This is a genomic window from Glutamicibacter sp. ZJUTW, assembly GCF_008370855.1.
Lineage (GTDB): Bacteria > Actinomycetota > Actinomycetes > Actinomycetales > Micrococcaceae > Glutamicibacter > Glutamicibacter nicotianae.
This window is the reverse complement of the sequence record NZ_CP043624.1, coordinates 1094814-1120334: the sequence shown is the minus strand read 5'-3', so window position 1 is coordinate 1120334 and position 25521 is coordinate 1094814. Positions and strand designations below refer to the sequence as shown.

Sequence of the window (25521 nt, the reverse complement as noted above, 5' to 3'; positions counted from 1 at the left end):
GGGCAAAGGTGATCCAGGGCCATGTGAACCCTAGAGTAATTATGACGATCGTCACATTTACCAAATTAGGTTCAATCTACCAGTCGCGCCACCAGGAACCAACAACATGCCCAAATGAGACCATGATCCGCAATGCACGGACGGGCACTCACGCCTGGCGGTACGCGAGCGAGGGATGAATCCAAGTCAGGAACCAGCCTCGATACTCTCGAGGATTTCCTGAGGCCAGGGGGCCGAGCTCTCCGCGCCGACAGGAACACACACGGTTACAAAGCGGCCTTCGGCGGCAACAACGAGCCCGCGATCTCGATGCGGATGTCCCCAGACCTTGAATCCGAAGGTCATGGAGCTGCGTCCAACTTTTTCCACGCGCACCGCCGCGGTCACCACTTGGCCGAAATACAGCTTGGCCCGGTAGTCGACCTCATGCCTGGCTCGCGGCGAGATGGAGAAGTAGGACTGCGCACCGGCCTCACGGAACAGCTTGGCTTCGGCCGCCTCGACGAAGCGCAGGATGGCCGAGTTGTGCTGGTGCCCTGCAGCATCGGTATCCACCCACTCGATAGTGCGCTCCAGCGACGTTCCCGCGATTCCTGAAGCAATGAAGTCGGCAGCCGGAGGCAGCGGCACTTCGCTCGGTTCATCTGCCCTAGCGGAATTCGGCATCAAGATCCCCCTCAATTATTCTGTATTGCTATTGTAACGCACGTCACTTTAACGTGATAATCCTATTGGTGTTCACCGAATTCCGCCCAACCCACCCAAGGAGAGTGAAAAGATGCAAAATTCCCCCGCATCCGCGGATTGGAAAATCCCCAAACGAACCACCACAATGGTGCTCTTCGCGTGCTGGCTCGCCATCCTGGCTGAAGGCTACGATGTTGGCGTGCTCGGTGCAGTGCTCCCGGCATTGGCAGACTACAAGGAATGGTCGCTGAGCCCCATGGAGCTCGGAGGACTGGGCGCCTACGCGCTGGTGGGCATGCTCTTCGGCGCGCTGTTCATCGGCACGCTCAGCGATATCATCGGGCGCAAGCGCATGCTCCTGCTGGCCATGCTGGTCTTCACCATCACCCAGGCCGGTGCCGCCTTTGCCCCAACCCCGGAGATGTTCGGGCTCTTCCGGCTGATCGGCGGACTGGGCATGGGCGGCATCATCCCGGTGGCCGCTGCGTTGACCATCGAGTATTCGCCACCCAAGAAGCGGTCGCTGAACTACGGAATCATGTACTCGGGCTATTCACTGGGAATCGTCGCGGCTGCTTTGGTCGCCATGTCGCTCCTGCCCACCCTGGGCTGGCGCGGGGTCATCGCGGTGGGTGCGCTTCCTGTCGTGCTGCTTCCGCTAGTTGCCTGGATGCTTCCGGAGTCCCTTGAGTATCTGGTGTCCAAGGGCCGGATCAGCGAAGCCAAGGCATTGGCCGCCCGGCAGGGCATCTGCAACTACGAACCCGTTGCGCCGCCGGTTCCCGCCGGAAAAGCCCCTTGGCGCCAAGTCATGGCTTCCATGTTCTCCGGCACGTACCTGCGTTCGACGATCTTCTTCTGGATCTCGCTGTTCTGCGGCATGGTCCTGGTCTATGGCTTGAATACCTGGCTGCCGCAGATCATGCGCAGCGCCGGGTACAACCTCGGTTCCTCGCTGACCTTCTTGCTGGTCTTCTCCCTTGCCTCGGCTGCCGGCGGATTGGCGCTGGGTTTCCTGGCCGACAAGTACGGGCAGAAGACAATTCTGGTGATCTTCTACCTGCTCGGCGCTGGCGGCATCTTGCTGTTGATGTTCCCCAACACCATGCTGGTCAACCTGTTCTTCGTGGCTTTTGCCGGCATCGGATCGATTTCTACCTCGCTGGTACTCACCGGATACATCGCCGATTACTATCCGGCCGCGCAGCGCGGCACAGCCACAGGCTGGGCCTTGTCCTTCGCCCGCATCGGCGCAATTTCTGGTCCCATCATCGGCGGCTGGATCGCGGCAACAGGAATCAGCTTCGAGTTCAACTTCGTATTCTTTGCTGTCGTCGGCGTGATCGCCGCAATTTCTGTGGCACTGATTCCTCCGCGAATCACCGTAAGCGCACCGCAGCCAGTTGACTCGCAGCGGGCGCTGGCCTCCGAATAATACTGGTCTTCTCTCGTCCGCGGCCTTCGGCCGCGAACCGTGGCATACCCCCTGGCGGTGGTGTGCCACGGTTCTTTCTTGTCCATCCTGAAACCGAGCCAGCCCATCCTTGATCCATGCCGACGCTGCAGCATGCGGACTTCGCTTTCTATCAAGTGATCTTGCAATACTCCCGGATGCATCTATTCCGTGCGATTCCCAACGTTGAGCATAGATGCGTTTGCCCCCTACTTCGCCTGTCCTTTTACTGCGTCCACCCCTTTGCCACCGCGTCCTTGGCAGGACCCCCTGCTTGGCTTATCGCATCTGCAGCGAGCCAGCGCAGCACCTTGCAACTAGACGTTTCCGAGCTTGAGCGGCAGAACCGGAGCGATCAGCAAACCCCATCCACACATTGTGCAGATGGGGTTTTGCCGCCCAGTTAGGGCTATCTCGATGGCCAGTGCTAGCCGGTGAACGTGAAGCTGGTCTGCAGCTTGCGGGCCGTCCGATCCGGATTGAGCATCAGGACGCAGAAGATGCCGACGATGACCAGATAGATGCCGATCATCCCGAATGAGGTATTCATGCCCTGGGCCAGCAGCCCTGCCATCTCCGCCGAGTCGGCCACGCCCTTCGGGCTGGGAATGTAGCCTGCGCGATCCATCAAGCCGCCAACCATTGCCGGAGCGACCACGCCACCCACTGAGGCCAGGCCCGTCAACGTGGCCATGAGAGCCGCACGCTGCTTGGAACAGACACTGAATGCGATCGCTGTGGGAGCCAGCGGGTAGATCATGGCGGTTCCTGCGCCCAGGGTCAGCATCGCCACGGCGGCGTAGCCGGAGAGGAACGGAAGGATCGAGAAGCAGATCCCCGAGATCAGCAGCGTAGCGCCGAACAGCGCACCCAGGGCCCAGCGAACAGTCACCCCGCGCTTCATCAAGTAGCGGGAGCCGAAGCCCAGGACCAGCAACGCGATGGCGCCGACCACCCATGGGAAGGTCGAAACCAAGCCGATCATCTCCGGGCTCAACGCCACTACGGATCCCAGGTACTTCGGCGACCAGGTGGTCAAGAATCCCTGGGCCCAGAAGCAACCTGCACCCGCGAGGACCGCCGCCACGAACATCCACGAGCCAAGGACGCGTCGTATCGGGACGATTTTCAGCAGATCGGAAGAATCCGCAATGCTTCCCTTGCCCTCGGGATCAAGCGCTGCCGGTTGTTCCTGCTGCGGTTCACCTGTTGCGGCGGATTCAGCATGGGCCCCGGAATGAGCAACGGAGTCGTTCTTCGAAGGTTCCGGCTTCGCATGGCTATAGGGTCCGTCGCGGCCTACCAGCAACCAACCCAGGCTCCACAGGAGCCCGAAAATTCCCAGGAAGCCGAAGGCCCAGCGCCAGCCGAGAGCCGGGTTGGCGATGATCCACGCCAGGATGGGAGCAGCGACAATCGGCCCCAACGTGGAGCCGGCAGCGATGACGCTGCTGGGCAGGCCTCGCTCCTTGGCGTTGAACCAGCCATGGGCATGCTGCAGCGAAATGGGAGTCGCAGGCCCTTCCGCGCCACCCAGCAGGATGCGTGTGACCAGGAGGATGGCCGCGCCTCCGCCAAAGAGCATCGGGAACTGCAGCACGGCCCACGCAACACCCATGGTCAGCAGGATCCAACGGGTGGATACCTTTCCGGCCAGGAAACCGACAACAATGCCGACGATGGCGAAGAGGAAGAAAAAGGCGCTGCCGATGAAACCGAACTGGCCTGCGCTTAGCCCCAGTTCGCGCATGGCAGGATCCGCCACAAGCCCCAGGACTGCCTTGTCCGCGAAGTTCACGATCTGGAAGAGCACCAGCATGCCGGTAACCAGCCAGGCGCGCCGGTTCATCTTGCCGTTGGCGATGGCAGCACGCAACGTGTGGTCAGCGAGATTCTGCGTCGTGCTCATACCAAGCTCCCATTGGATTCTGCAGCGGAGATTTCCACCGCTACCGGGCCGACGCTGTAGACGTCATTGTCTTCGGCGATGGTTACGTTCCCGGAGAAATCACCGCGTGCGGTCTCCAGCATAGCCTCCAAATCGGCGGCGCCAGGGGTGTTGGGAACAATATGGTGCAGCACCAGAGCACCAACTCCGGCCTTCGCGGCGACCTTGCCTACCTCGCTGTACGGGGTGTGCGACTCGCGCAGGTGCACCTCGATGCCATCACGCGTCGGGCCATCCGGGAATGTCGCCAGGATGCCCGGCAGGTCGATGACCTCGTGAAGCAATAGGTCGGCGCCCCGGGCAAGCTTGATGCAATTCTCCGAGTAAGCGGTATCGCCGGAGACCACGACCGATCCGTATTGCGAATCGATGCGGTAGGCAAAAGCCGGGAAGCAGAGGCGGTGGTCGACCAGGATTGCGGAGATGGTCACCAGCTCATCACTGTAGATCTCGAAGGGTTCCATATCCGGATGCCGGTTGTCCACGGCGCAGGCACCTGCCGATTCAGGAATCTGGATGTTCTGCGATCTGATCCATTCATGTGGTTCGTCGCGTCCTTCATCGGCCATGCGGATTACCACGTCAGAAGAGAAGACCTTGTCCAGCAGCGCATCCACAATTTCCTCGGTGCTCGTCATTTCCCGTTCGGCGATGCGTGCGGCGATCTGCTGTTCATGCTCCCCGTCAAGCGCGGGGATGCGGTTGGGCCGGCCGGGGCCGAATACTTGAATAGGACGGGTGAAGGACTCTCCCGGAACTTGCCACCCGGTCACCAAGTAGGAGCCGAGGTCGTAGATATGGTCCGAGTGGTGATGCGTCAGCAGCACCGCGCGCAATTCGCCCCAATCGGCATGCGCGCGGTAGTTGCGGATGCTTCCCATGCCGCAGTCGATCACGTAGGTTGCCCCATCGACCCGAATCGCCGTACTGGTGCCAGCACGGGAACTGGAGACGATCGGGCCGCCTCCGGTGCCGAGCGTATAGACGCTCATTCCTGTTGCCTGAGTGTTATTCACATTGGTGCCTTACTCGTGGAGTGCAGCAAAGGGTCCCATCGACCACGATGCGTGAATTGCGAGGGTAGTGAAGAATCCGGCGACATTGGCCGAAGTGTTAGAAAGCATATACAGCAGATTTTGCGATCGCAAGACCTATTGCATATCCAATGTGATTCATGTCATGCTGAATGCGCCAGTTATCTACCCTTCCTAGGAGTCAACATGGAACAGCAGCAAGGCCAGGAAATCATTCTCGGCGATTTGCCCAAGGGCATCACCTTGGCCAGCGAATCAATGGGCAACAAGACGTGGAATGTCCTGGGCCACACTTATCTGTCCAAGGTCGAGAGCTCCAGCAGCTTTGCATGGCTGTCCTTGGATCCCACCGGCACAGGCGTCCCCCCGCACGTGCACCCTAACCAAGATGAGCACATCTACATCATGGAAGGCACCTACACCCTCTACCTGGATGGAGAATGGTTCAAGGCCGGACCCGGCGATACGGTCCGAATGCCGATGGGCCTTCCACACGCGTACTACGTCAAGGATGGCGCACCGGGCAAATCGCTGTTCTGGGTCAGCCCCGCAGGCCAGCTGTCCACACTCTTCGACGAACTGCACAACTTGGCCGATCCGGAGGAAGTTGTCCGACGCTCAGCCCTGCGCGACGTGAACTTCCTGCCGCCGGGTTCCGTACCCGGTGCGGAGTAGCACTGCCAGAAATGTCTAGATGGCCGGCGGGGGTTCCCCGCCGGCCACTGCTTGATGAAAGGAACAATGCAGTGCCGGATCAGTCGCAGGAAACCGAAGTCTTCAGCTATGGGGAGCACCCCGACCAATATGTCTCACTAATGCACCCGGATCGGCGACCATCTGCGGGCACTGCGGTCCTGGTGCATGGCGGCTATTGGCGCCAACGAATCACCGCCGGCGTGATGCAGCCGCTGGTTGACGACCTGCTGCGTTCGGGCTGGAGCGTAGCCAATGTCGAATACCGGCGTGGACCGGAGCATTCCTGGCCTATCCCGTCTTTGGATACAGCCAAGGCCATCGCGCTCGTGCGCGGCACACTACGCCGTCAGGGGCGTCCGGACACGGTAATCCTCATTGGGCATTCGGTCGGCGGACAATTGGCGCTGCTCAACTCCGGTCTGGCAACGGCCGTAATCGCCCTCGCCCCGGTCACCGACGCGGCCAAGGTGCATGCAGAGGGACTAGGCGAGGATGCTGCGAAGGAATACTTCGGCGGTTCCCCGGCTGAGATTCCGGCGATCTACCGCATGGCCTCGCCAATCCAGGCTCTGCCGCCCGAGGTGCCGATTCTCCTGGTCCATGGGGCCAACGACGACAGGGTCCCGCTGGAGCACACGCGGCAGTACGTGCTTGACCTGGCCGGAAAAGCACGGCCGGACCAAATGTTCCATCAGCAACTCGACCACTTCGAGATCATCGACCCGCAACAGCACCACTGGCAGGACGTACGCTCCTGGATGGGGAAAGTGCTAGCCGACGCGCGAGCCGAGTAGCCGGTTCGCGTACAGCTCCGCATGCGGGGCCAACAACGCATGCAATGCCAGGAAGGTCTTCTTGGCTTGCGGGGCCTTCCACCCTTCAGGCAGGTACTCGAAGGGCAGGTTCGGGTCTCGGTAAGGGAATCGACGCCATCTGGTCAGCATCGGGACATAGAAAGAAAAGGCAGCACGCTCCAGTTCAATGCGCTGCTCGAAGGAATCGAAAGGTCCTTCCAGTTGTAGTTGCCAGCTTCCCAAACGCCCGACATATAGCTGGAGGAAGTCCGTATACTGCCGGTCCAGCGCTTCAAGATCCCACCATTGGGCCACCCGGTCCCGGATTTCTTCAGGCGACATGTAATCTGCCCGGAAGAACTCGACATACTTGGTCAGCTCTCGTGCGTCTAGCCGGGCTTTGGCTTGCTCGAAGGCCAGTTGCGGGCCCACGGCTACCCCGCCAGTCACCATCCCGAAGCCCATGCTCGCCAACTCGCTGCGAAGTTCGTAGCGGCGATTCCGCTCACTCTCGGGAACCGAGAAAATGGCCAAAATCAATGCTTCTCCGGAAGAAGAACGGGACGGGGCAAAGATCCGCCGGTCATCCTTGCGGAAGCTGTCCAGCACCTCGGCCGATAGCTGGTAGTGGGATTCGCCGCGCGCTCGCTCATTTACGAGCACGCCGTTGCTTTTCAAGCGCGAAAGGGTTGACCGTATGGCTTGAGAACGGATTCCCAGCGCGTCGAACATTTCGACAATGGCTGAAACGGGGAACGATCCACCTGAGGTTTCGCCATACAAGCCAAACAGCGTCACCAGCAGATTCTGGTGCTGCAATTTCGTCCCGCCGATATCCACTGATCCAACGTCCTTCATTTGCCGTACGGCCGAATTTCCATGTCTCATTACCATCCTAGGTGGTCAGTGCAAGAATTCCGGGTAGCGGCTCCCGACCGCGGAAGCCAACGCATTGCGATATTCCGCCGATGCCCCTCGTGAATTGCGCCCGGTACGCTGATCTCTGCCCGATTTGAACTGGTGCGCGCTCGGAGAAGCACAAATCAACCACGAGAGCGAGCATTGCAGCGCTCCCACCGTATCTTCTGACGAACCATGCCCTCGATAGGCCACCCCTCGGAATGGGCGGGCCACCGATTCGAGTCCCGACATGGGTCGGTAGCGTAAACTCACTTCCACGGGTTGCGCAACAGCGGTACAACCGCATCGCATAGTTGCGAGAAGCATAGGGTGCGGTCACTGCCGCCGGCAGAGGACACAAGGAGGATTCATGGTAAGAGCACTGAACTACGCAAAGCAGTCGCTGCGCGGAATCTGGTTCCGGGCCACAGTATTCACCGTAGCTGGAATCATTCTGGCCATCGCCGCACCAGCACTGGGCAATCTCATTCCGGCGAACCTGCTGGAAGCGCTCGGCAACGATGCCGCCGCGACGCTATTGCAGATCCTGGCCACGTCGATGCTGGCTGTCACGACGTTTTCCCTGACCACGATGGTCTCGGCATACTCCACTGCCACGCAAATCGGTACTCCCCGCTCCATCCAGCTGCTGATTGCCGACCGGACCTCGCATACTGCCCTGTCTACCTTCGTGGGGGCTTTCGCATTCTCCATCGTCGGGATCATCGCGTTGTCCTTGGATGTCTATTCCAGCTCGGAAAAAGCGCTGCTGCTGTTGGGAACCATCCTGGTCATTGCCGTGGTGCTGGTGACCTTGCTGCGCTGGATCTCGTTCCTCACCACCTTCGGCCGCATGGCCGACATCATCGACCGGGTCGGCGATGCCGCCTCGCAGGCCATGTCGGACTACGCCGAGCAGCCGCTGCTCGGCGGACGGCGGTGGGTTGATCCGCCTACTACTGCCATCCCGCTGGAATGCGACCATCCAGGATTCGTGGTCAAGGTCGACGTGGCAGCCCTGCAGCGCATTGCCGAGCAGGAAAACTGCCAGCTCTGGGTCGAACGCCGCCCAGGCTCAAGGATCTTTGCCGGGCACCCCATTGCGTACCTGAGCGGCAAGGTGTCGGAAGAGAGCCAGGAAGCGATCCAGCGGGCCTTCGTGATCGCCAACCACCGGACTTTCGAACAGGACCCGCGGCTCGGGCTGCTCGCGCTGTCGGAAATCTCCAGCAAGTCGCTCTCCCCCGGAATCAATGATCCGGGAACCGCCATCGAGGTCCTGGAAGCAACGCACCGCGTACTGGACATCGCCATGCAGGCAAGGATTCCGGATTCCCCGGACGCCGGGCGGGTCCACCTTCGCCTGCTTGAGCCGCAGGACATGCTCCAGGATGCCTTCCGGGCGACCTCGCGCGATGGCGCTTCGGACGTCGAAGTCATGATGCGGATCCAAAAGGAACTCGGTGCCCTGATTGCGCGCTCCGATGCCCCATGGACGGCAGTCTTGAAGGCTCAGGCAACGGATTCCTTCGCCCGGGCCGAGCGGGCACTGGAGCTGGAGGAGGATCGCCGCGAGGTTGAAGTCCTGCACGTCGAGGCGCTGAACGCCACCGGCATCAGCAAGGATGCGGCACCCGCGTAGGCGCTGACCTGCCAGCCATGCCAATCAAGCTGGTCTGAAGAGAAGGAAAACCCCGATTCACCAAAGTGAATCGGGGTTTTCCTTCAGGAATCTAAAGACTACTCAGCAGCTACTGATTCTTCAGCTTCTTCCTCGACGACTGGAGCCAGCGACAGCTTGCCACGGTCATCGATCTTGGTGATCTCCACCTGCAGCTTCTGGCCAACGCCGACGACGTCTTCGACGTCCTCGACACGCTTGCCGTCGTTGATCTTGCGCAGCTCGGAGATGTGCAGCAGGCCGTCCTTGCCCGGGGTCAGCGAAACGAACGCACCGAAGGTGGTCAGCTTCACGACGGTGCCCAGGTAGCGCTCGCCGACCTCAGGAACCTGAGGGTTGGCGATGGCGTTGATGGCCGAACGGGCAGCCTCGGCGGATTCGCCGTTGGTTGCGCCGATCAGCACGGTGCCGTCATCCTCGATCGAGATGTCAGCGCCGGTGTCTTCCTGGATCTGGTTGATCATCTTGCCCTTAGGGCCGATGACCTCGCCGATCTTGTCCACTGGAATCTTCACCGAGATGATGCGCGGGGCGTTCACATTCAGCTCATCCGGAGCGTCGATGGCCTGGTTCAGCACGTTCAGGATGTGCAGGCGTGCTTCGCGAGCCTGGGTCAGCGCGGCGGCCAGCACCGAAGCCGGAATGCCATCCAGCTTGGTGTCCAGCTGGATCGCGGTCACGAACTCGGAGGTACCTGCAACCTTGAAGTCCATGTCGCCCATGGCGTCTTCGGCGCCGAGGATATCGGTCAGGGCAGCGTAACGGGTTTCGCCGTCAACGGTGTCCGAAACCAGGCCCATGGCGATGCCTGCGACAGCGGCCTTCAGCGGCACGCCGGCGTTCAGCAGCGACAGGGTCGAGGCGCAGACCGAGCCCATGGAGGTCGAGCCGTTGGAGCCCAGTGCCTCGGAGACCTGGCGGATGGCGTATGGGAATTCCTCGCGGCTTGGCAGCACTGGAACCAGCGCGCGCTCTGCCAGTGCACCGTGGCCGATTTCGCGGCGCTTCGGCGAACCAACACGGCCGGTTTCGCCGGTCGAGTATGGCGGGAAGTTGTAGTTGTGCATGTAGCGCTTGGACTTCACTGGGGACAGCGAGTCGATCTGCTGTTCCATCTTGAGCATGTTCAAGGTGGTGACGCCCATGATCTGGGTTTCGCCACGCTCGAAGATGGCCGAACCGTGCACGCGAGGCAGCACCTCGACCTCGGCGGAGAGCTGGCGGATGTCAGCCAGGCCGCGGCCGTCGATGCGGATCTGGTCGGTCAGGATGCGCTGGCGCACGATGTGCTTGGTCACCGCACCGAAGGCCTTGGAGATCTCGGACTCGCGGCCTTCGAAAGCGTTGCCTTCGCCAGCCAGCGATGCCAGGATCTCGTCCTTGTAGTCGCTTGCGGCGTTGTCGCGCTCCTGCTTGTCAGCGATGGTGTAGATCTCTGCCAAGCGGGTCGAAGCGGCAGCCTCGACAGCGGTGAAGGCATCGTCTTCGTAGTCGCGGAAGACCGGGAACTCAACGGTTTCCTTGGCAGCGCGGGCAGCCAGGTCGGCCTGGGCCTCGCACAGGACCTTGATGAATGGTTTGGCAGCCTCAAGGCCTTCGGCGACAACCTCTTCGGTTGGAGCCTGGGCGCCGCGTTCCTTGATCAGTTCCCAAGCGTTGTCGGTAGCTTCGGCTTCCACCATCATGATGGCAACGTCATCGCCAGCGATGCGGCCGGCAACAACCATGTTGAAGACAGCGTTCTTCAGCTCGGAGTGCTTAGGGAAGGCAACCCACTGGGCGCCGTTTCCGTCATCAACCAGTGCAACGCGAACGCCGCCGATTGGGCCGGAGAATGGCAGGCCAGAAAGCTGGGTGGACATCGACGAAGCGTTGATTGCCACGACGTCGTACAGCTCATCCGGCTCGATGGACAGCACGGTGACGACAACCTGGACCTCGTTGCGCAGGCCCTTGACGAAGGCTGGGCGCAGCGGGCGGTCCATCAGGCGGCAAGCCAGGATGGCTTCGGTCGATGGGCGGCCTTCACGGCGGAAGAAGCTGCCCGGGATGCGGCCGGCAGCGTACATGCGCTCCTCGACATCCACGGTCAGCGGGAAGAAGTCGAAGCCTTCGCGCGGGTGCTTGCCGGCGGTAGTTGCCGAGAGCAGCGCGGTCTCTTCGTCGATGTAGACCATTGCCGAGCCAGCAGCCTGCTTGGCGAGGCGGCCGGTTTCGAAGCGAATGGTGCGGGTACCGTAGCGGCCGTTGTCGATCAGCGCTTCGGCGAATTGGATTTCTGGACCCTCCATTAAGGGGGTGCTCCTTTCGATCGCTCCCACATGGTGGATGAGCGAACCGTATAGCCCTACCCAGATCTGGTCTTCGATCGAGACCCGCGCTGGGGCAGCTATTTGCCCTAGCGAAAGTCACTACCGAGGACCGGGAAACTGGCGGTCGGGACCAACGGTCAGTCAGTCCTGGGAGTTATTTTCATTCGGGGCCCGCACAGAACATGCAGACCCATGTACTAGCCTACCGGGAATTGGCAAAAGACGCAGTTCTTGGGCGATGGGCGCGTGCTGTCCCCGGCTCCGCTGCATGCCGCGAACTCGGAGGAAGGAAATTTACTCAGACCGGGATTATTCATAGCCTGCCGATTGTTGTTCTCCATGGGCCACGCCCTGATGGACTGCGGCGATCGCCGCAGCCCAGAACATTGCCAGTCGCAACCCGCAAGACAAAGGAAATACCCTGATGGCAACTATGGTCAACGCATACGCAGCGCACTCTGCGGCTGAAGGACTCATCCCGACACAGATTGAGCGCCGTGCTGTAGGTCCGCACGACGTCTTGATTGATATCAAGTTCTCCGGCATCTGCCACTCCGATATCCACACGGTCCGCGGTGAATGGGGAAACCAGAACTATCCGCTGGTCCCGGGCCACGAAATAGCTGGCATCGTCACCGAAGTCGGCTCAGCAGTCACCAAGCACAAGCTGGGCGATCGCGTTGGCGTGGGCTGCCTAGTCAATTCCTGCATGGAATGCGAAAACTGCCTGGCTGGCGACCAGCAGTTCTGCGAGCAGAGCGTGGGAACCTACGGTTCGCTCGACCGTGATGGCAGCATGACCCAGGGCGGCTATGCAACGCACGTCGTGGTTGACGAGAACTTCGCCTTGAACATCCCCGAAGGCATCTCCTTGGATGTCGCCGCACCCCTGCTCTGCGCCGGCATCACCACCTTCTCCCCGCTGAAGCACTGGGGTGCAGGACCGGGCAAGAAGGTTGCCGTGGTGGGACTCGGCGGCTTGGGCCATATGGCAGTCAAGCTCGCCAGTGCCATGGGCGCTGAGGTCACCGTGCTGTCGCAATCGCTGAAGAAGAGGGAGGACGGCCTGAAGCTGGGCGCCAGCGATTACCGGGCCACCAGCGACGAGAACACCTTCAAGGATCTGCGCAAGAGCTTCGATCTGATCATCAACACCGTCAGCGCCTCGATCGACATCAGCTCCTACCTCGGACTGCTGCGCGTGAACGGCACCTTGGTCAACGTTGGCGCGCCGGCTGAACCATTGCCGGTCAACGCCTTTGCTTTGATCGGCGGACGCCGTTCCTTCGCCGGTTCGCAGATCGGCGGCATCGAAGAAACCCAGGAAATGCTGGACTTCTGTGCCGAACATGGAATTGGCGCAGAAATCGAGGTCATCGGTGCCACGCAGATCAACGAGGCCTACGAGCGCGTGCTGGCGTCCGACGTCCGCTACCGCTTCGTGATCGATACCGCGACGCTGGCCTAGCCTAGCGATCCCAACGCACGCGCATCACGGGAACGGCGCCGGTGCTGCCTCTGCATTGCAGGGCAGAACCGGCGCCGTTTCCTTTCTGCCGGACTAGCGGCTATTCGCCGCGGCGCGAGCGTCGCGTGCGGGGACTGCCCGTTTGGTTCCCGAGCTCCGTGACACCTGCTGTTATGGCGGGCGCGGGCAAGATCGCCTTTATCTCGGCGAGCTCGGCCTGCAGCTGCACCACCGTACCGCGGAGATTCAGCAGGTCCTTCCGGCGCCGGCGGGCAGCCCGGAAAGTCCGGATCATAATGGCAATGATCAATGGAATGGCCACGAGCAGTGCCCAGCCGCTGCGCGTAAAGAAGTCGAGAGCCACCGGCAGGGCCTGCCTGAATTCCCAGAAGGAGTTCACTCCCCCCGGCGATTGCTTCCAAAGCCGATTCCAGGGGAACCAGTTGCTGGCCCACGATCGGGGTTCCGGATAGTTCCGGTGCGCTCACCGGGGGCTCGCCTGCGGTCCACCGCGGATCACCCAGCCGTTTCAGGATATAGATCCCGGCGCCGGCGTTGAGAGTAGCGAACAGGAGCACCGAGGCAAGCGCGACAGCCACCAGTTGGCGCCGGCGCCATAAACCTACAGCGACGGCAAAGGCCAGCACCAGAATCCAAATCCACAGTCGAAGTTGTTCAAGGCTAATGCCGGTCAAAATATCCATGAATCTTGCCTTATTGCTCTTGGCCGTCACGGCCCCCAATTGCGTGGGAATTTATCCCATGCAAGTAGCGTATCCCCGGTAGCGGACAATCCGCCGCTTGGCTGGTTGACGGAACTTGAAATCGAGATGGCCGGAAGGTTCTGTGGCATCTCTGGCATCAGATGAGGTGGCATAGCCTCCCATGCCTAATCCCCGAGTCGTGTTGGCCACCAGCTCTTGCCCAGAAGCTGGTTCCCGTTGCCGCGACGGTCCATCTTCTGGGTTAATAGGTCTGGGTCTGCTAATCGGCGGATCATCCGAAACCCCGGAGGCAGGCATTGACGGAACCCAATTTCGCTGAGTACTACTGGGAGTTCCTTGAACGGGGAACTATCTTGGCAGTGACGCTCAGCGGTCCGGCCAATCTCCGATTGATGGATCCAGAGAATTTCGCGGCATTCCAAGACGGAGAAAAATTCGAATCGTACGGTGGGCTGGCACGCCGGGCACCCTACCGGATCAAGGTGCCCAAATCCGGGCCCTGGTTTCTCGCGATCGATTTGGCAGGTCTTGGCGTGCGCGGGGTACGCCACGAAGTCAGCGTCGTACCTCCACAGAAGCTGGAGGCGAGGCGCACTTCCCGTGACTAGCCGGACGGCAGGTCCGGGAACTTAGCCTGCAAGATCGTTTGAAATATCAATGAGCTCCTGCATCCGCATTCCTGGCCAGCCGTGGACCATCTCCACCCACTGCTCCGGGATGCTTTCCAAGCCAGTGGCCGCGCCGATAAGCGATCCGGCGATGGCTGCCACGGTGTCGGTATCCACGCCTCCGCGAACGGCAGCTTCCACCACCGGAACCAAGCGGGCTTTCCCGTCCACCGCATCGGCGGTGGTGATGGCGCTCCAGGCCGCCTGGAATGCTTCAACAACCCAGCCATTGTTGCCGAAGTCCCGAGGCAGTTGGGTTTCGGCCTGCCCGATGCGCTGTTCCCACACATGGGCGCGATCTGGCTTGAGAAGCTCAAGCCCGATGCGAATATCAAGTTCTCCGGTGAGCACCGCGTGCTGAATGGCGACGGTCCACAGACCGCACGCTTCAGCGGCTTCGTCATCGAAATGGGTCAGCTTGCTGATGGCCGCCGCTGCGTCGAATGCGGCGGCAGGCGTTCCGGACAGATAAGCCAGGGCAACCGGTGCTGTGCGCATCAGGCTGCCGTTGCCTCCTGAGCGGCCGGTTCGCCTGTGGATCTGCTCGGAACCGGCGAGCGCGTCTGCGGTGTTGGGTTCAGTTCTCCCGTCAGCAGACGCGGTGCTCTGGGCGAAGGCGAGGACGGCACGGGTCTGGTTGCCGACGTCCGGTGCGTTCACCGCCCATCTGGCCCATTCGCGCACCATGTAATCGCTTGCGGCGCCATCAAGCTTGCCGTTGGAACCCAGCAGGCCCTGGGCAACGACTATCGCCATCGAGGTATCGTCGGTCCACTCCCCGGGTGCAAAGTTGCCCAGCCCTCCGCCGATCATGTCCACTTGCGCGGAATCGGGCAACGGCGCATTGAATTCATAGCCCGCGCCTAGGGCGTCGCCGGCAGCCATGCCGGTCATGACCCCGAGAATCCGATCTAGCACTTCTACTGGATATGCCATGCGTGCCTTTCTATGGGTGGTCGCCAAGGCAGCGAAGAACTGCCTAGGTTCACTGTACCGATGCGCACCGACACCATGGCAGGCCGCGCGGTTTCGGATTACCGCAGCCACAAATGGCCAATGCCCTGCAGGAACCGGGTTCCTGCAGGGCATTGGCCGTCTTGGTTTGGGTCACGGTGTCAGGGCGAATCCAGGTGATGGCGGGGTCGTCGGGTCTGAGGGGTGCCCCGGTGGCGGTTGCGTGGGATCCAGCGGGCCTGGAGGCGCCATCGGGCCATCCGGGTGCGAAGGGCTCGGCGGCGCATCCGGGTGGGATGGGCTTGGCGGTGCGTCGGGAGCCGGCGGCTGCGCAGGAGGTTCAGGCTGGTCGGGAATACTCGGATCGCCCTGCATCGGAACACCTGATTCGTCTAAATGATTCATGGGAACCTTCCTTACCTTCCTTCATATCGATCCGACCATTCAACGACGGATCACCGGTGCGATGCAACGGCATTCAGGCTTCGCAAAGCTGGGACAACAACAGGCCTGGGCGGAAGCTGCCCAGCCCACCTACAAGAGCAGGCGCACGATCGGTGTCGCGATGAGGATGGTCAGGACAACGCGCACGAACCAGATGGCAACCATTTGCGGGATGTTCAGCGGAATCTGCGTTGCCAGGACGCATGGCACCAGTGCCGAGAAGAAGATGATCGCCGAGACGCAAACAATGGCGATCACCATGCGCAGCTCGATCGATTCATGTCCCGCAACCAGGGTCGCTGGCAGGAACATTTCGGCGATGCCGGTCGCCGACGCCTTGCCGGCCAGTAGCGGATCTTCCAACCCGACGATCCAGGCGAAGGGCACGAACAGGTAGCCCAGCCAGTCGAAGACCGGAGTGAAGCGTGCCACCACCAGCCCGAGCAGTCCGACGGAAAGAATGGATGGCAAGATCGCCATCGCCATTTTCAGTCCGTCCCACACATTGGCGCCGATGTTCTTGGCCAGCGACGGTGCCCGCCGAGAGGCTCCCAGAGCTTCGTTCCAGGCCACGCGTGCGCGGTTGCCAGTGACCACCTGTTCCTTGTCGTGCTCCATGCCCAGGTACGTGGTGTCCGGAACCCGGCTCAGCGGCGGAATGCGCACCGAAATGGCAGTCACCGCAAAGGTGACGACCAGCGACAGCCAGAAGTACAGGCTCCAGTGGTCCATCAGATCCAGCGCCTTGGCAACGATCACCATGAAGCTGGCTGACACCGTGGAAAAGCCGGTAGCGATAATGGCCGCTTCGCGTCCGGTATAGCGCCCACCGCGGTACATGCGGTCGGTGATCAGCAATCCCAGCGAGTAGCTGCCAACGAAGGACGCCACGGCATCCACGGCCGAACGGCCTGGGGTACGCCAAATCGGGCGCATGATCGGCTGGCAGAAGACGCCGAGGAATTCCATCAGGCCGTAGCCCACCAGCAAGGCCAGGAAGATGGCCCCCACGGGAACGATCAGGCCTACGGGAATCACCAATTTTTCCAGCAGGAACGGCCCCATGTCCGGATCGTTGAGCCATGCTGGAGCGAAGTCGAAGAGCAGGGAGCAGCCGACAACCAGGCCGAGGATGTTCAAGAACGCGAAGACGCCCCGGACCTTTGATGCCTTCCAGCCACCGGTGGCGAAGGGAAGAACCGTTCCGCAGACGAGCATCAGCAAGATGATGTACGGAACCACCGGTGCCGCGGCCGTTTGGATCCAGGTAATCAGGTGATCCAGCGGGATGGTGCTCTTGCCGTTGATGGTGATGGGCAGGAAGAAGAACACGATGCCGACGAGGCTGTAGACCACGAATCGCAGAACGACTGGAAACGTGCCTTGGGTTTCAACGCTTGAAGTTGTCATTGGATACCGCTTTTCGATGAGGACAGGGCCGTCAAAATGAATCGATGCGATATCCAATACAACGCGATCTTCGACCGTGAATGTGAGCTGGATCGCTTTTCATGTCCGGGGTTTCAGACTTGCTTTCGATCAGCTGTGCGGATGGAAGAAAGCCCACAGGATGAACGGCCCACTTTTCATGATTCTCATAGGACTAGTCTGTAGGATCGATATAGTCTGCATAGATCCTGCATCTAGCTTTCGGCTGAAAACTCGCGCTCAAGTACGTCTTGGCGCGATGCAGGGAATAACCTAGGGAGTATACATTCGCAGCCCTGGGCACTTTCCCATCGGCACAGACGTTTCAACGCAGTACGCAGCATATAGATAGTCCAGCAGAAACGAAGGCACCATTTTGAACGGCAATGCCACCTTTAAGCACCACAACGTTGCGCTTTTATCAGTGAACAGCGTTCTCGCACCAGAGGTGGTGAGCTCGGCAGAATTCGATGAGCGGCTGGCTCCTAGCCTGAAACGCCTGCGCCTGTCCAAGAAGCTTCTGGAACGTGTCTCCGGTGTCAAGGAACGCCGTTGGTGGTCCGACGGTGTCGGCTTTGACGATGCCGCGATCATGGCCGGCAAAAAGGCCCTGGATGCCGCTGGTGTCGACGCCAGCAGCATCGGACTGCTCATCAACACGTCGGTGACCCGCCGCAACCTGGAACCATCGGTGGCCTCCAAGGTGCACAACGGCTTGGGCCTGCCCTCCTCTGCCATGAACTTCGACGTGGCCAACGCCTGCCTCGGTTTCGTCAATGGCATGAGCCTGGCGGCGAACATGATCGACTCGGGCCAGATCAAGTACGCCCTGATTGTTGCCGGCGAAGATTCCAAGCCGACCCAGGAAACCACCTTCCAGCGCCTGAACGCCGAGAATTCCACGCGCGATGACTACATGCGTGAATTCGCCACCCTGACCCTGGGCTCCGGTGCCGCGGCTGCGGTCATCGGCCCGGCCGATGCGCACCCGGATGCGCACCGCATCCTCGGCGGCGTCTCGCGAGCCGGCACCGAGCACCACGAACTGTGCGTCGGAGGCCCCTCGGGCATGTACACGGACACCAAGGGCCTGCTGGACAACGGCCTGGAACTGGTGGTGAACGCTTGGAACGAAGCTCATCAGTCGGGTTGGAACTGGAAATCCATGGACCGCTACGTCACCCACCAGGTGTCCAAGTCCTACACCAACGCCATCATCAAGGCCGTCGGACTGGTCAAGGACCGCGTGCCGATCACGTTCTCCAAGTGGGGCAACGTCGGTCCGGCTTCCCTGCCGATGACCCTGTCCCAGGAAGCTGATTCGCTGAAGAAGGGCGACCGGGTGCTCTGCATGGGCGTCGGTTCCGGCCTGAACACCGCGATGATGGAGATTGCCTGGTGACCGAGCTGTTCCCCGGTGTAGATGCAATTTACTCGACGTATCTTCAAGTGCCGTCCACCTCGCAGGTTGACACCCCGGGCAGCACGCACCGGTGGCACATCCTGGACAACCATGAAGAACTCCAGCAACGTGGCATCGATCCGGTCGGCACCCTGCTGTGCGTGCATGGCAACCCCACCTGGTCCTACCTCTGGCGCAGCCTGCTGAACCACGTCAGCGAGCACTCATTGCCGTGGCGCGTGGTGGCAGTCGACCAGCTGGACATGGGCTTCTCCGAGCGGACCGGCACCTTCCGCCGCCTGTCCGACCGGGTCAACGACCTGGGCGACCTGACCGGCGCGCTGGGGCTGGCCGGCAAGGTCACCACCGTGGGCCACGACTGGGGCGGCATCATTTCCCTGGGCTGGGCCGTCTCCCATCAGGAGCAGCTGGAAAACGTGGTGCTGACGAACACCGCAATCCACCCGGCAGGCTTCGAGCTTCCCGCCGCGCTGAAACTCGCCTCCCACCCTGCGGTGCATTCCTGGGGCACCAAGACCTCCCCTGCTTTCTTGCAGGTCACCCACTCGTTGGCGCAACCGGCCTTGGCCCCTGAGGTCCGCAAGGCCTTCATGGCCCCGTACACCAGCGCGGCGAAGCGCGATGGAGTTGCCAACTTTGTCGCCGACATCCCCTTCTCCCCCGAGCACCCGAGCCGCCCTGCCCTGGACGAGATCTCGCAGGCCGTGCGCTCGCTGAAGGTGCCGGCCCTGATGCTCTGGGGCCCGAAGGACCCGGTCTTCTCCGACCGGTACCTGCGCGATCTGCTCTCCCGCCTGCCGCACGCCCAGGTGCACCGCTTCGAGGGCTCCAGCCATCTGGTGGGCGAGGACAACGACATCGCCGCCCCGATCTTCCAGTGGCTTGCCGGCGAGAAAGAATCCAGGAACACTTCGCGGGCCGAATCCCTGGGCGATTACCGTCCGATGCTTGCCGAACTCGATTCGCGCACCAATGACCATTCGGCAGCTGTGGTGGACATCAACCCTGCGCGCTCGCTGTCCTGGGCCGAGCTGGGTGAGCGGGTGAACGCCCTGGCCACCGGCTTGCGCCAGATCGGGGTGAAGGCCGGAGACCGGGTGAACCTGCTGGTGCCCCCAAGCATCGAGCTGACCTCGCTGATCTATGCTTGCCTGCGCTTGGGCGCGGTCATCGTGGTGGCTGATGCAGGCCTGGGCGCCAAGGGCATGGGACGCGCCATCAAGGGTTCCGGCCCCCGCTTCCTGATCGGCATCGAGCGTGCCCTGACCGGCGCACGGCTCTTCGGCTGGCCAGGCACCAGGATTTCTGCAGACAACCTGCCAGCTGCCAAGCGCAAGCTGCTGGGCGTTGCCCACACCCTGCCCGAGCTCTATGCAGCCGGCGGCAAGGCAGCCACCGGATCCTCGGCCTTCGAGCCGGCCGACCCGGATGCCGACGCGGCAGTGCTGTTCACCTCCGGCTCCACCGGCCCGGCCAAGGGCGTGGTGTACACCCACCGCCAGCTGGCAGCCATGCGCGATACCCTGCGCGAAACCTACAACCTGAAGGCCGGTTCCGCGCTGGTGGCAGGCTTCGCTCCGTTCGCGCTGCTGGGTCCTGCGCTGGGCGCCACCTCGGTCACCCCCGACATGGACGTGACCGCCCCGCGGACCCTGACCGCCACCGCATTGGCCGATGCGGCCGCCGCCGTGCACGCCACCACGGTCTTCGCCTCACCCGCGGCGCTGGCCAACGTGCTGGAAACCAAGGATGCGCTGGACCAGGTCCAGCGCAAGACCCTGGAAGGGGTCTCGCTGATGCTTTCGGCCGGGGCACCGATCCCCGAACCATTGCTGGCCAAGGTGCAGGAACTGGTTCCGCAGGCCAAGATCCACACCCCCTATGGCATGACCGAGGCCTTGCCGGTCACCGATATCGACCTTCCCGGCATCCGCGCTGCCGGAGCGGGCAATGGAGTGTGCGTGGGCACCGCCGTGGCCGGGGCCACCGTTGCCATCGCACCGATTGATGCGTTGGGCGTGGCCGGCGATGAGCCGGAGTACACCCCGAATGCCACTGGCGAGATCCTGGTGCGCGCGCCGCACGTCAAGGACCGCTACGACCGCTTGTGGGTCACCGAACAGCACAGCAGCTCGATCCCCGGCTGGCATCGCACCGGCGATGTCGGGCACCTGGATGACCAGGGCCGGCTCTGGGTCGAGGGCCGGCTGGGCCATGTGCTGCGCACCGCCACCGGCGCGATTACCCCGGTGGCGGCCGAGCACGCTGCCGAGGCGGTCGCCGGGGCCGGCCGTGCCGCGCTGGTTGGCGTGGGACCCGACGGAACCCAGGCAGCAGTCGTCGTCATGGAGACCGTGCCCCCGGCCCGCAAGCCGGGCCCGGCCAGCAGCGAACTGGCGCGCCAGGTGCGCTCCGCGGTCGCTGCCACCGGCACCGACGTGGCAGCCGTGCTGGTAGTGCCCAACCTGCCGACGGATATCCGCCATAATTCGAAGATTGACCGTGCCGCGCTAGCCGGCTGGGCCGCCGCTACGCTCGCCGGTGGAAGGATCCGCAACCCGTGAGTGCTCCAGACACTGCTTCGACCCCTCGCCGCGTGCTGGTCACCGGCGCCAGCGGCATGCTCGGAGGCGCCGTGGCACAGCTGCTGCGCGACAACGGCCACCACGTGCGCACCTTCCAGCGCGGTGCCTCGGCCGGTGCCACCGATGAAGTCCGCGGATCGCTGACCGATCTGGACGCCGTGGCTGCTGCCGTAAAGTCCATGGATGCAGTCATCCATCTGGCGGCAAAAGTCTCCTTTACCGGCCAGTGGGAGGATTTCGTCGCCACGAATATCGACGGAACCAGCAATCTGCTGGCAGCCTCCAAGGAATCAGGCGTCAAGGATTTCGTTTTCGTTTCCTCGCCATCCGTAGCCCACTTTGGCGATTCGCTGGCCGGCGCCGGTGCCGGCGAAGCCGATCCGCAGCAGGCGCGTGGATTCTATGCACGTTCCAAGGCAGCCGCCGAGCGGGAGGCCCTGGGCAACGACTCGCCTGAGTTCCGTGTAGCAGCCATTCGCCCGCACGTGGTGTGGGGACCGGGAGACACCCAGCTGGTAGAGCGGGTTATCGCGCGGGCCAAGGCCGGACGGCTCCCGCTGCTGGACCATGGCGCGGCATTGATCGACACCACCTTTATCGATAATGCGGCGGCGGCCATCGTGCGCGGCTTGGAGCGCATGGAGCACGCCCATGGACGTGCCCTGGTGGTCACCAATGGCGAACCACGCCCGGTGGGCGAACTGATCGCCGGCATCTGCAAAGCCGGCGGAGCACCTGCCCCGAAGCTCAACGTTCCGGGCTGGCTGGCCCGCGGTGCCGGTTCAGTGATCGAGAAATTGTGGTTGGCCGCAGGCTCGCGCGATCTGGTGCACGATGAACCGCCAATGACGCGCTTCCTGGCTGAGCAGCTGTCCACTGCGCACTGGTTCGACCAGCGCGAAACCCACGAAGTGTTGGATTGGAAACCTGAAGTGGGTATCGATGAAGGCTTGCAGAAGCTGGCGGATCATTACCGCGCATCCTGACACCGCTTAGCGACCAGCGCGATACAGCCCCGAAGCCTTGGGGGAAGCTTCGGGGCTGCATTCCTGCTTAGCTGGCGTTTCTCCGTTTTGGGGGAACGGGTGAAAAGCCTTGCAGTTCTTTTCAGGCGATGTTGGCAATCGCCGAGTTCTGGATAACGACGGCTCCCTCCTCGACTAGATGAGTCAAGACGCCGGCGGCCGGTGCGTTGATTTCCATGTCAATCTTGTCTACGGCAACTTCTGCAATCAGTTCGCCTTCGGCCACGGTGGCTCCGCTATCCACAAACCAGGTGGCAACGGTGCCTTCAGCATCGGGGTCTTTCTCGGAAAGTATGGGGAATAGTACCTGGCTCATCGTCCCACCTGCTTCAATACCGCTTCCTTAATTCGCTCCGGCGTCGGCAATACCGTGTATTCCAGCGTCCGAGCGTATGGGATTGGAAGATCTGGATTGGCCACGCGGCCAATCGGCGTCTTCAAGATGGTTGGATCATGCTCCGCGATCCGGGCAGCGATCTCACCGGAAAGGCCAAAGGACTGGTAGTCCTCGTCTACGATGACCAGGTGTCCGGTCTTGGTTACCGAGTCGATAATCGCTTGGGTATCCATGGGAACAATGCTGCGCAGGTCGATGACCTCGACATCCACGCCCTCACCGGCCAACTCCTCGGCCACGTCCAGTGCGTGGTGCACCGAAAGCGAAAGCGTCACGATGGTGACATCCTTGCCGCTGCGCGGTACCGCGGCCTTGCCGATCTCCACGACGTGGTCCCCCTCAGGAACCGGGCCAATCGAACGGCGGTTCTTCTTCATCCACGCCAAGCCTTGGATGCCCTTGTGATACATGAACACCACTGGGTTGTCGTCGCGGATCGCCGCGGTCATCAGTCCAGCTGCATCCGCTGGGTTGCTGGGCACCACGACCTTCATTCCCGGCAGGTGGGCGAAGGTGCCCCACAGGCATTGGGAGTGCTGCGCGCCGTCGGAGTATCCGCCGCCCACTGCGGTGGTCAGCACCAGCGGAACCTTGACGTTGCCGCCGGATTCATAGTGGATCTTGGCCATGTGGTTGTAGATCTGGTCCATGCAGACTCCGAAGAAGTCCACGAACATCAATTCCACAATCGGGCGCATGCCCTCGGTGGCAGCACCGATCGCAGCCCCGATGAAGCCTGTTTCGGAGATGGGCGTATCGATGATCCTCTCTGGCCCGAAACGCTCCAGCAAGCCGGTAGTCGAGGAGAAGATGCCGCCGTAGGGTCCCACATCCTCACCCATGACGAACACGTTTTCATCGCGTTCCATTTCCCGGGCGATCGCCTCAACGGTGGCCTTGGCAGTATTCAGGCGGCGAGTGCCTGTCGCTTCCGTAGTCATTTCATGCTCCTTATTCGCTATGCGAAAACGTAGTCGCCGGCGGTGGCTGGGTCAGGTTCAGGGCTGGATTTGGCGAATTCCACTGCAGCTTCCACCCGCTTGACCGCTTCGCTGCGGGTTTGCTCCACGAAGGAATCGTCAATGACCCCTGCATCGCGCAAGGTCTGCTCGTAAGTCGGAATCGGGTCGCGGCCCGGAACTCCTTCCAGATCGGAGCGGTATCCCTGGGCATCGCCTTCGAAGTGGCCCCACAGGCGCAGCGTGCTCACTTCCAGCAAGCTCGGTCCCCCGCCATTGCGTGCCCGTTCAAATGCCTTGCCGGCTTCTTCGTAGACGGATTCAACAGCGTTGTCTTCAACCCGGACTCCGGGAATGCCGTAGGCGGCTGCTCGCACCGCGTTGGATGGCACCGAGGTGGACTGCGAGCGCGGAACCGAGATTCCCCAGTCATTGTCTTCCACCACGAAGATCACTGGCAGCTTCCACAGGGCCGCAAGGTTCAGCGATTCGTGGAAGGCACCTTGGTTGGCGGCGCCTTCGCCGGCTACCGCGATAGCTACATTATTGGTGCCTCGGCGCTTCATGGCCAGGGCCTGGCCGACGGCTACTGGCAAGCCTTCGCCGATGATTCCGGAACAGGAGAATTTGGCTTTCGGATCAAACAGGTGCATGTGTCCGCCTCGACCGCGGCCTAGCCCGTCAACCCTGCCGAAGATCTCGGCGGTCATCGCATTGATCTCCACGCCGTGGGCCAGTGCGAAGTGATGCGGACGGTGCGTCGCGGTGACGGAGTCGCCGTCGATGGCATGCGCGCAGACTCCGGCGGCTACTGGTTCCTGTCCTGCGGCCAGGTGCATCTCGCCGGGAATCAGGCCAGCACCAATATCGAAGACCGGCTTTTTATCGGCGTGATACTCACGCAAGATCGTCTCTTCGTATGTCCTGATCGTTACCATCTGCTGGTAAAGCTCACGTTGAGTGTTCGAGTCCATGTCCCCTCCTTGGGCCTAGGATTCAATGATGTAATCCACGTCACACACTCAACAAGAGGAGGAATTTCAAATGGTGATAAGAGGTGTCCCCATGGCCAGCCCCAACCTGCGAGCGGCGCGCTTCAGGCTCACCAATTCTTCCGCAGCCAACGTGCGCTGCGAGGGTAGTGAAACAGCAACAGCACCGACCAAGCCATTGGAACAGATCGGGGCGGCATGGCAGCTGATCCCCAGCAGGTACTCTTCCTTATCCGACCAGATGGGAACATCCTCGGCCAGGCTGCGCTCCAGGTTGCCCTTGCTGGTGATGGTGTTGGGTGTCAGGTCATGCAGGTCATGGCTGTTGATGTAGTCATCGCGCAATTCCTCGCTCAAGTTGGCAAGTATCGCCTTGCCGAACGCCGTGGCATGCCCCGATTCATGGACGCCCACCCACAGATCCACACTGCGACCTTCAGGCCCTTCGACCATGGCGAGCAAATGGATTTCGCCTTCTTGGTAGGTAGTCAAATAGGTGGCCGCGCCCAGCTCGGCACTAAGTGAGCGCAAAACTGGCCTTACACGAGGAAGGAATTCTTGCACGGCCTCGTTCTGGACGGTCAGCGCTGTGGCGCCTATCGCATACCCGCCGTCAACCTTGGACAGATACCCCTCGAACTCCAAAGTTCGCAGCAAATGGTAAGTGGTCGGCAAAGGAAGCTCTGTCATACGTGCCAGCTTTTTCGCAGGCAAAGGCATGGTGCTGGACGCCACAGCTTCAAGCAGGCGAAGCGCCTTTTGCACCGAACCAATCAAGGTAGGTTCTGCCAACTTGCACCCCCAAGAACAGAAGAAGACCCCACAGCTTCATCTGTGATCCGCATCATACCCCAATGATGCTACTGCCCAACAGGGAGCCGATTCAACATCCATCGCACTCCAGAAGCACTTTCCCGAAAGGCGCACGAAACCTTGGTATTTGCTTTT

22 protein-coding genes are annotated in these 25521 nt (G+C 61.6%); 9 read left to right on the top strand and 13 right to left on the bottom strand.

The features are described 5' to 3' along the window. Positions 1–186: 186 nt before the first annotated feature. Positions 187–666, bottom strand: coding sequence for a thioesterase family protein (locus tag F0M17_RS05285; protein WP_084083599.1), 480 nt, complete (start codon positions 664–666; stop codon positions 187–189). A 112-nt stretch (positions 667–778) separates the two neighbouring features. Here F0M17_RS05285 and F0M17_RS05280 point away from each other — a divergent pair, with 112 nt between their 5' ends. Next, entirely contained in the window at positions 779–2122 is a 1344-nt protein-coding gene (locus F0M17_RS05280; protein ID WP_149596600.1) for an aromatic acid/H+ symport family MFS transporter, read from the top strand. Positions 2123–2567: 445 nt separating this feature from the next. Here F0M17_RS05280 and F0M17_RS05275 read toward each other — a convergent pair whose 3' ends face one another. Both F0M17_RS05275 and F0M17_RS05270 read right to left on the bottom strand, forming a co-directional pair. Beyond that, on the bottom strand, positions 2568–4049 hold the full coding sequence (locus tag F0M17_RS05275; RefSeq protein WP_149596599.1) for an MFS transporter: 1482 nt from the start codon (positions 4047–4049) through the stop codon (positions 2568–2570). Continuing rightward, positions 4046–5080: an MBL fold metallo-hydrolase gene (locus F0M17_RS05270; RefSeq protein ID WP_149596598.1), complete on the bottom strand. Its 1035-nt coding sequence runs from the start codon at positions 5078–5080 to the stop codon at positions 4046–4048. The genes F0M17_RS05275 and F0M17_RS05270 overlap by 4 nt, the downstream gene beginning before the upstream one ends. 228 nt (positions 5081–5308) lie before the next feature. Between F0M17_RS05270 and F0M17_RS05265 the strand changes: the two genes are divergently transcribed. Both F0M17_RS05265 and F0M17_RS05260 read left to right on the top strand, forming a co-directional pair. Beyond that, positions 5309–5797 (top strand): cupin domain-containing protein, encoded by a 489-nt coding sequence (locus tag F0M17_RS05265; protein WP_038989627.1) that lies wholly within the window; start codon positions 5309–5311, stop codon positions 5795–5797. 71 nt (positions 5798–5868) lie between these two features. Further along, positions 5869–6612, top strand: coding sequence for a S9 family peptidase (locus F0M17_RS05260; RefSeq protein ID WP_168201959.1), 744 nt, complete (start codon positions 5869–5871; stop codon positions 6610–6612). On the opposite strand, the gene F0M17_RS05255 is transcribed toward F0M17_RS05260, so the two are convergent. Continuing rightward, positions 6589–7452, bottom strand: coding sequence for a PaaX family transcriptional regulator C-terminal domain-containing protein (locus tag F0M17_RS05255; protein ID WP_038990083.1), 864 nt, complete (start codon positions 7450–7452; stop codon positions 6589–6591). The two genes, F0M17_RS05260 and F0M17_RS05255, sit on opposite strands and share 24 nt — an antisense overlap. Positions 7453–7882: 430 nt before the next feature. Between F0M17_RS05255 and F0M17_RS05250 the strand changes: the two genes are divergently transcribed. After that, a complete protein-coding gene (locus F0M17_RS05250) occupies positions 7883–9154 on the top strand; it encodes a DUF2254 domain-containing protein (RefSeq protein ID WP_149596596.1) in 1272 nt (423 codons plus the stop codon). Between the two features lie 98 nt (positions 9155–9252). On the opposite strand, the gene F0M17_RS05245 is transcribed toward F0M17_RS05250, so the two are convergent. After that, positions 9253–11484, bottom strand: coding sequence for a polyribonucleotide nucleotidyltransferase (locus F0M17_RS05245; RefSeq protein ID WP_149596595.1), 2232 nt, complete (start codon positions 11482–11484; stop codon positions 9253–9255). Between the two features lie 445 nt (positions 11485–11929). Between F0M17_RS05245 and F0M17_RS05240 the strand changes: the two genes are divergently transcribed. Continuing rightward, a complete protein-coding gene (locus F0M17_RS05240; RefSeq protein ID WP_038989630.1) occupies positions 11930–12973 on the top strand; it encodes an NAD(P)-dependent alcohol dehydrogenase in 1044 nt (347 codons plus the stop codon). A gap of 100 nt (positions 12974–13073) precedes the next feature. Here the strand turns inward: F0M17_RS05240 and F0M17_RS05235 are convergent, their stop codons facing one another. Then, on the bottom strand, positions 13074–13373 hold the full coding sequence (locus tag F0M17_RS05235) for a hypothetical protein (protein WP_149596594.1): 300 nt from the start codon (positions 13371–13373) through the stop codon (positions 13074–13076). Positions 13374–13994: 621 nt separating this feature from the next. Here F0M17_RS05235 and F0M17_RS05230 point away from each other — a divergent pair. Then, positions 13995–14306: a DUF1883 domain-containing protein gene (locus F0M17_RS05230; protein ID WP_038989631.1), complete on the top strand. Its 312-nt coding sequence runs from the start codon at positions 13995–13997 to the stop codon at positions 14304–14306. A gap of 21 nt (positions 14307–14327) precedes the next feature. Here F0M17_RS05230 and F0M17_RS05225 read toward each other — a convergent pair whose 3' ends face one another. The 3 genes from F0M17_RS05225 to F0M17_RS05215 form a co-directional block, all read right to left on the bottom strand. Beyond that, positions 14328–15302: an ADP-ribosylglycohydrolase family protein gene (locus F0M17_RS05225; RefSeq protein ID WP_168201958.1), complete on the bottom strand. Its 975-nt coding sequence runs from the start codon at positions 15300–15302 to the stop codon at positions 14328–14330. A 171-nt stretch (positions 15303–15473) separates the two neighbouring features. Next, complete coding sequence (locus F0M17_RS05220) at positions 15474–15725, bottom strand: hypothetical protein (protein WP_141357491.1); 252 nt, start codon at positions 15723–15725, stop codon at positions 15474–15476. Positions 15726–15854: 129 nt separating this feature from the next. After that, positions 15855–17174: a YjiH family protein gene (locus F0M17_RS05215; protein WP_121867781.1), complete on the bottom strand. Its 1320-nt coding sequence runs from the start codon at positions 17172–17174 to the stop codon at positions 15855–15857. A gap of 394 nt (positions 17175–17568) precedes the next feature. Here F0M17_RS05215 and F0M17_RS05210 point away from each other — a divergent pair, with 394 nt between their 5' ends. Genes F0M17_RS05210 through F0M17_RS05200 form a run of 3 tightly spaced genes read left to right on the top strand, consistent with a single transcriptional unit; the run spans position 17569 to position 22186 of the window. Continuing rightward, positions 17569–18594: a 3-oxoacyl-ACP synthase III gene (locus F0M17_RS05210; protein ID WP_038989634.1), complete on the top strand. Its 1026-nt coding sequence runs from the start codon at positions 17569–17571 to the stop codon at positions 18592–18594. Continuing rightward, entirely contained in the window at positions 18588–21179 is a 2592-nt protein-coding gene (locus F0M17_RS05205; RefSeq protein ID WP_168202064.1) for an alpha/beta fold hydrolase, read from the top strand. The genes F0M17_RS05210 and F0M17_RS05205 overlap by 7 nt, the downstream gene beginning before the upstream one ends. Then, entirely contained in the window at positions 21176–22186 is a 1011-nt protein-coding gene (locus F0M17_RS05200) for an NAD(P)-dependent oxidoreductase (RefSeq protein ID WP_149596591.1), read from the top strand. Before F0M17_RS05205 ends, F0M17_RS05200 begins: the two co-directional genes overlap by 4 nt. A 121-nt stretch (positions 22187–22307) precedes the next feature. On the opposite strand, the gene F0M17_RS05195 is transcribed toward F0M17_RS05200, so the two are convergent. From F0M17_RS05195 to F0M17_RS05180, 4 genes are all read right to left on the bottom strand, one after another. Next, positions 22308–22541, bottom strand: coding sequence for a biotin/lipoyl-containing protein (locus tag F0M17_RS05195; protein WP_141357484.1), 234 nt, complete (start codon positions 22539–22541; stop codon positions 22308–22310). Continuing rightward, positions 22538–23563: an alpha-ketoacid dehydrogenase subunit beta gene (locus tag F0M17_RS05190; protein ID WP_149596590.1), complete on the bottom strand. Its 1026-nt coding sequence runs from the start codon at positions 23561–23563 to the stop codon at positions 22538–22540. Before F0M17_RS05190 ends, F0M17_RS05195 begins: the two co-directional genes overlap by 4 nt. Before the next feature lie 17 nt (positions 23564–23580). Next, on the bottom strand, positions 23581–24555 hold the full coding sequence (locus F0M17_RS05185) for a thiamine pyrophosphate-dependent dehydrogenase E1 component subunit alpha (RefSeq protein WP_149596589.1): 975 nt from the start codon (positions 24553–24555) through the stop codon (positions 23581–23583). A 66-nt stretch (positions 24556–24621) separates the two neighbouring features. Continuing rightward, entirely contained in the window at positions 24622–25365 is a 744-nt protein-coding gene (locus F0M17_RS05180) for an IclR family transcriptional regulator (protein WP_149596588.1), read from the bottom strand. Between the last annotated feature and the right edge of the window lie 156 nt (positions 25366–25521).

Excerpts from the sequence above, each read along its gene's own strand:
- F0M17_RS05285 (WP_084083599.1), bottom strand. The coding sequence starts at position 666 with ATGCCGAATTCCGCTAGGGCAGATGAACCGAGCGAAGTGCCGCTGCCT.
- F0M17_RS05280 (WP_149596600.1), top strand. The coding sequence starts at position 779 with ATGCAAAATTCCCCCGCATCCGCGGATTGGAAAATCCCCAAACGAACC.
- F0M17_RS05275 (WP_149596599.1), bottom strand. The coding sequence starts at position 4,049 with ATGAGCACGACGCAGAATCTCGCTGACCACACGTTGCGTGCTGCCATC.
- F0M17_RS05270 (WP_149596598.1), bottom strand. The coding sequence starts at position 5,080 with ATGAGCGTCTATACGCTCGGCACCGGAGGCGGCCCGATCGTCTCCAGT.
- F0M17_RS05265 (WP_038989627.1), top strand. The coding sequence starts at position 5,309 with ATGGAACAGCAGCAAGGCCAGGAAATCATTCTCGGCGATTTGCCCAAG.
- F0M17_RS05250 (WP_149596596.1), top strand. The coding sequence starts at position 7,883 with ATGGTAAGAGCACTGAACTACGCAAAGCAGTCGCTGCGCGGAATCTGG.
- F0M17_RS05245 (WP_149596595.1), bottom strand. The coding sequence starts at position 11,484 with ATGGAGGGTCCAGAAATCCAATTCGCCGAAGCGCTGATCGACAACGGC.
- F0M17_RS05240 (WP_038989630.1), top strand. The coding sequence starts at position 11,930 with ATGGCAACTATGGTCAACGCATACGCAGCGCACTCTGCGGCTGAAGGA.
- F0M17_RS05225 (WP_168201958.1), bottom strand. The coding sequence starts at position 15,302 with ATGGCATATCCAGTAGAAGTGCTAGATCGGATTCTCGGGGTCATGACC.
- F0M17_RS05220 (WP_141357491.1), bottom strand. The coding sequence starts at position 15,725 with ATGAATCATTTAGACGAATCAGGTGTTCCGATGCAGGGCGATCCGAGT.
- F0M17_RS05215 (WP_121867781.1), bottom strand. The coding sequence starts at position 17,174 with ATGACAACTTCAAGCGTTGAAACCCAAGGCACGTTTCCAGTCGTTCTG.
- F0M17_RS05195 (WP_141357484.1), bottom strand. The coding sequence starts at position 22,541 with ATGAGCCAGGTACTATTCCCCATACTTTCCGAGAAAGACCCCGATGCT.
- F0M17_RS05190 (WP_149596590.1), bottom strand. The coding sequence starts at position 23,563 with ATGACTACGGAAGCGACAGGCACTCGCCGCCTGAATACTGCCAAGGCC.
- F0M17_RS05185 (WP_149596589.1), bottom strand. The coding sequence starts at position 24,555 with ATGGACTCGAACACTCAACGTGAGCTTTACCAGCAGATGGTAACGATC.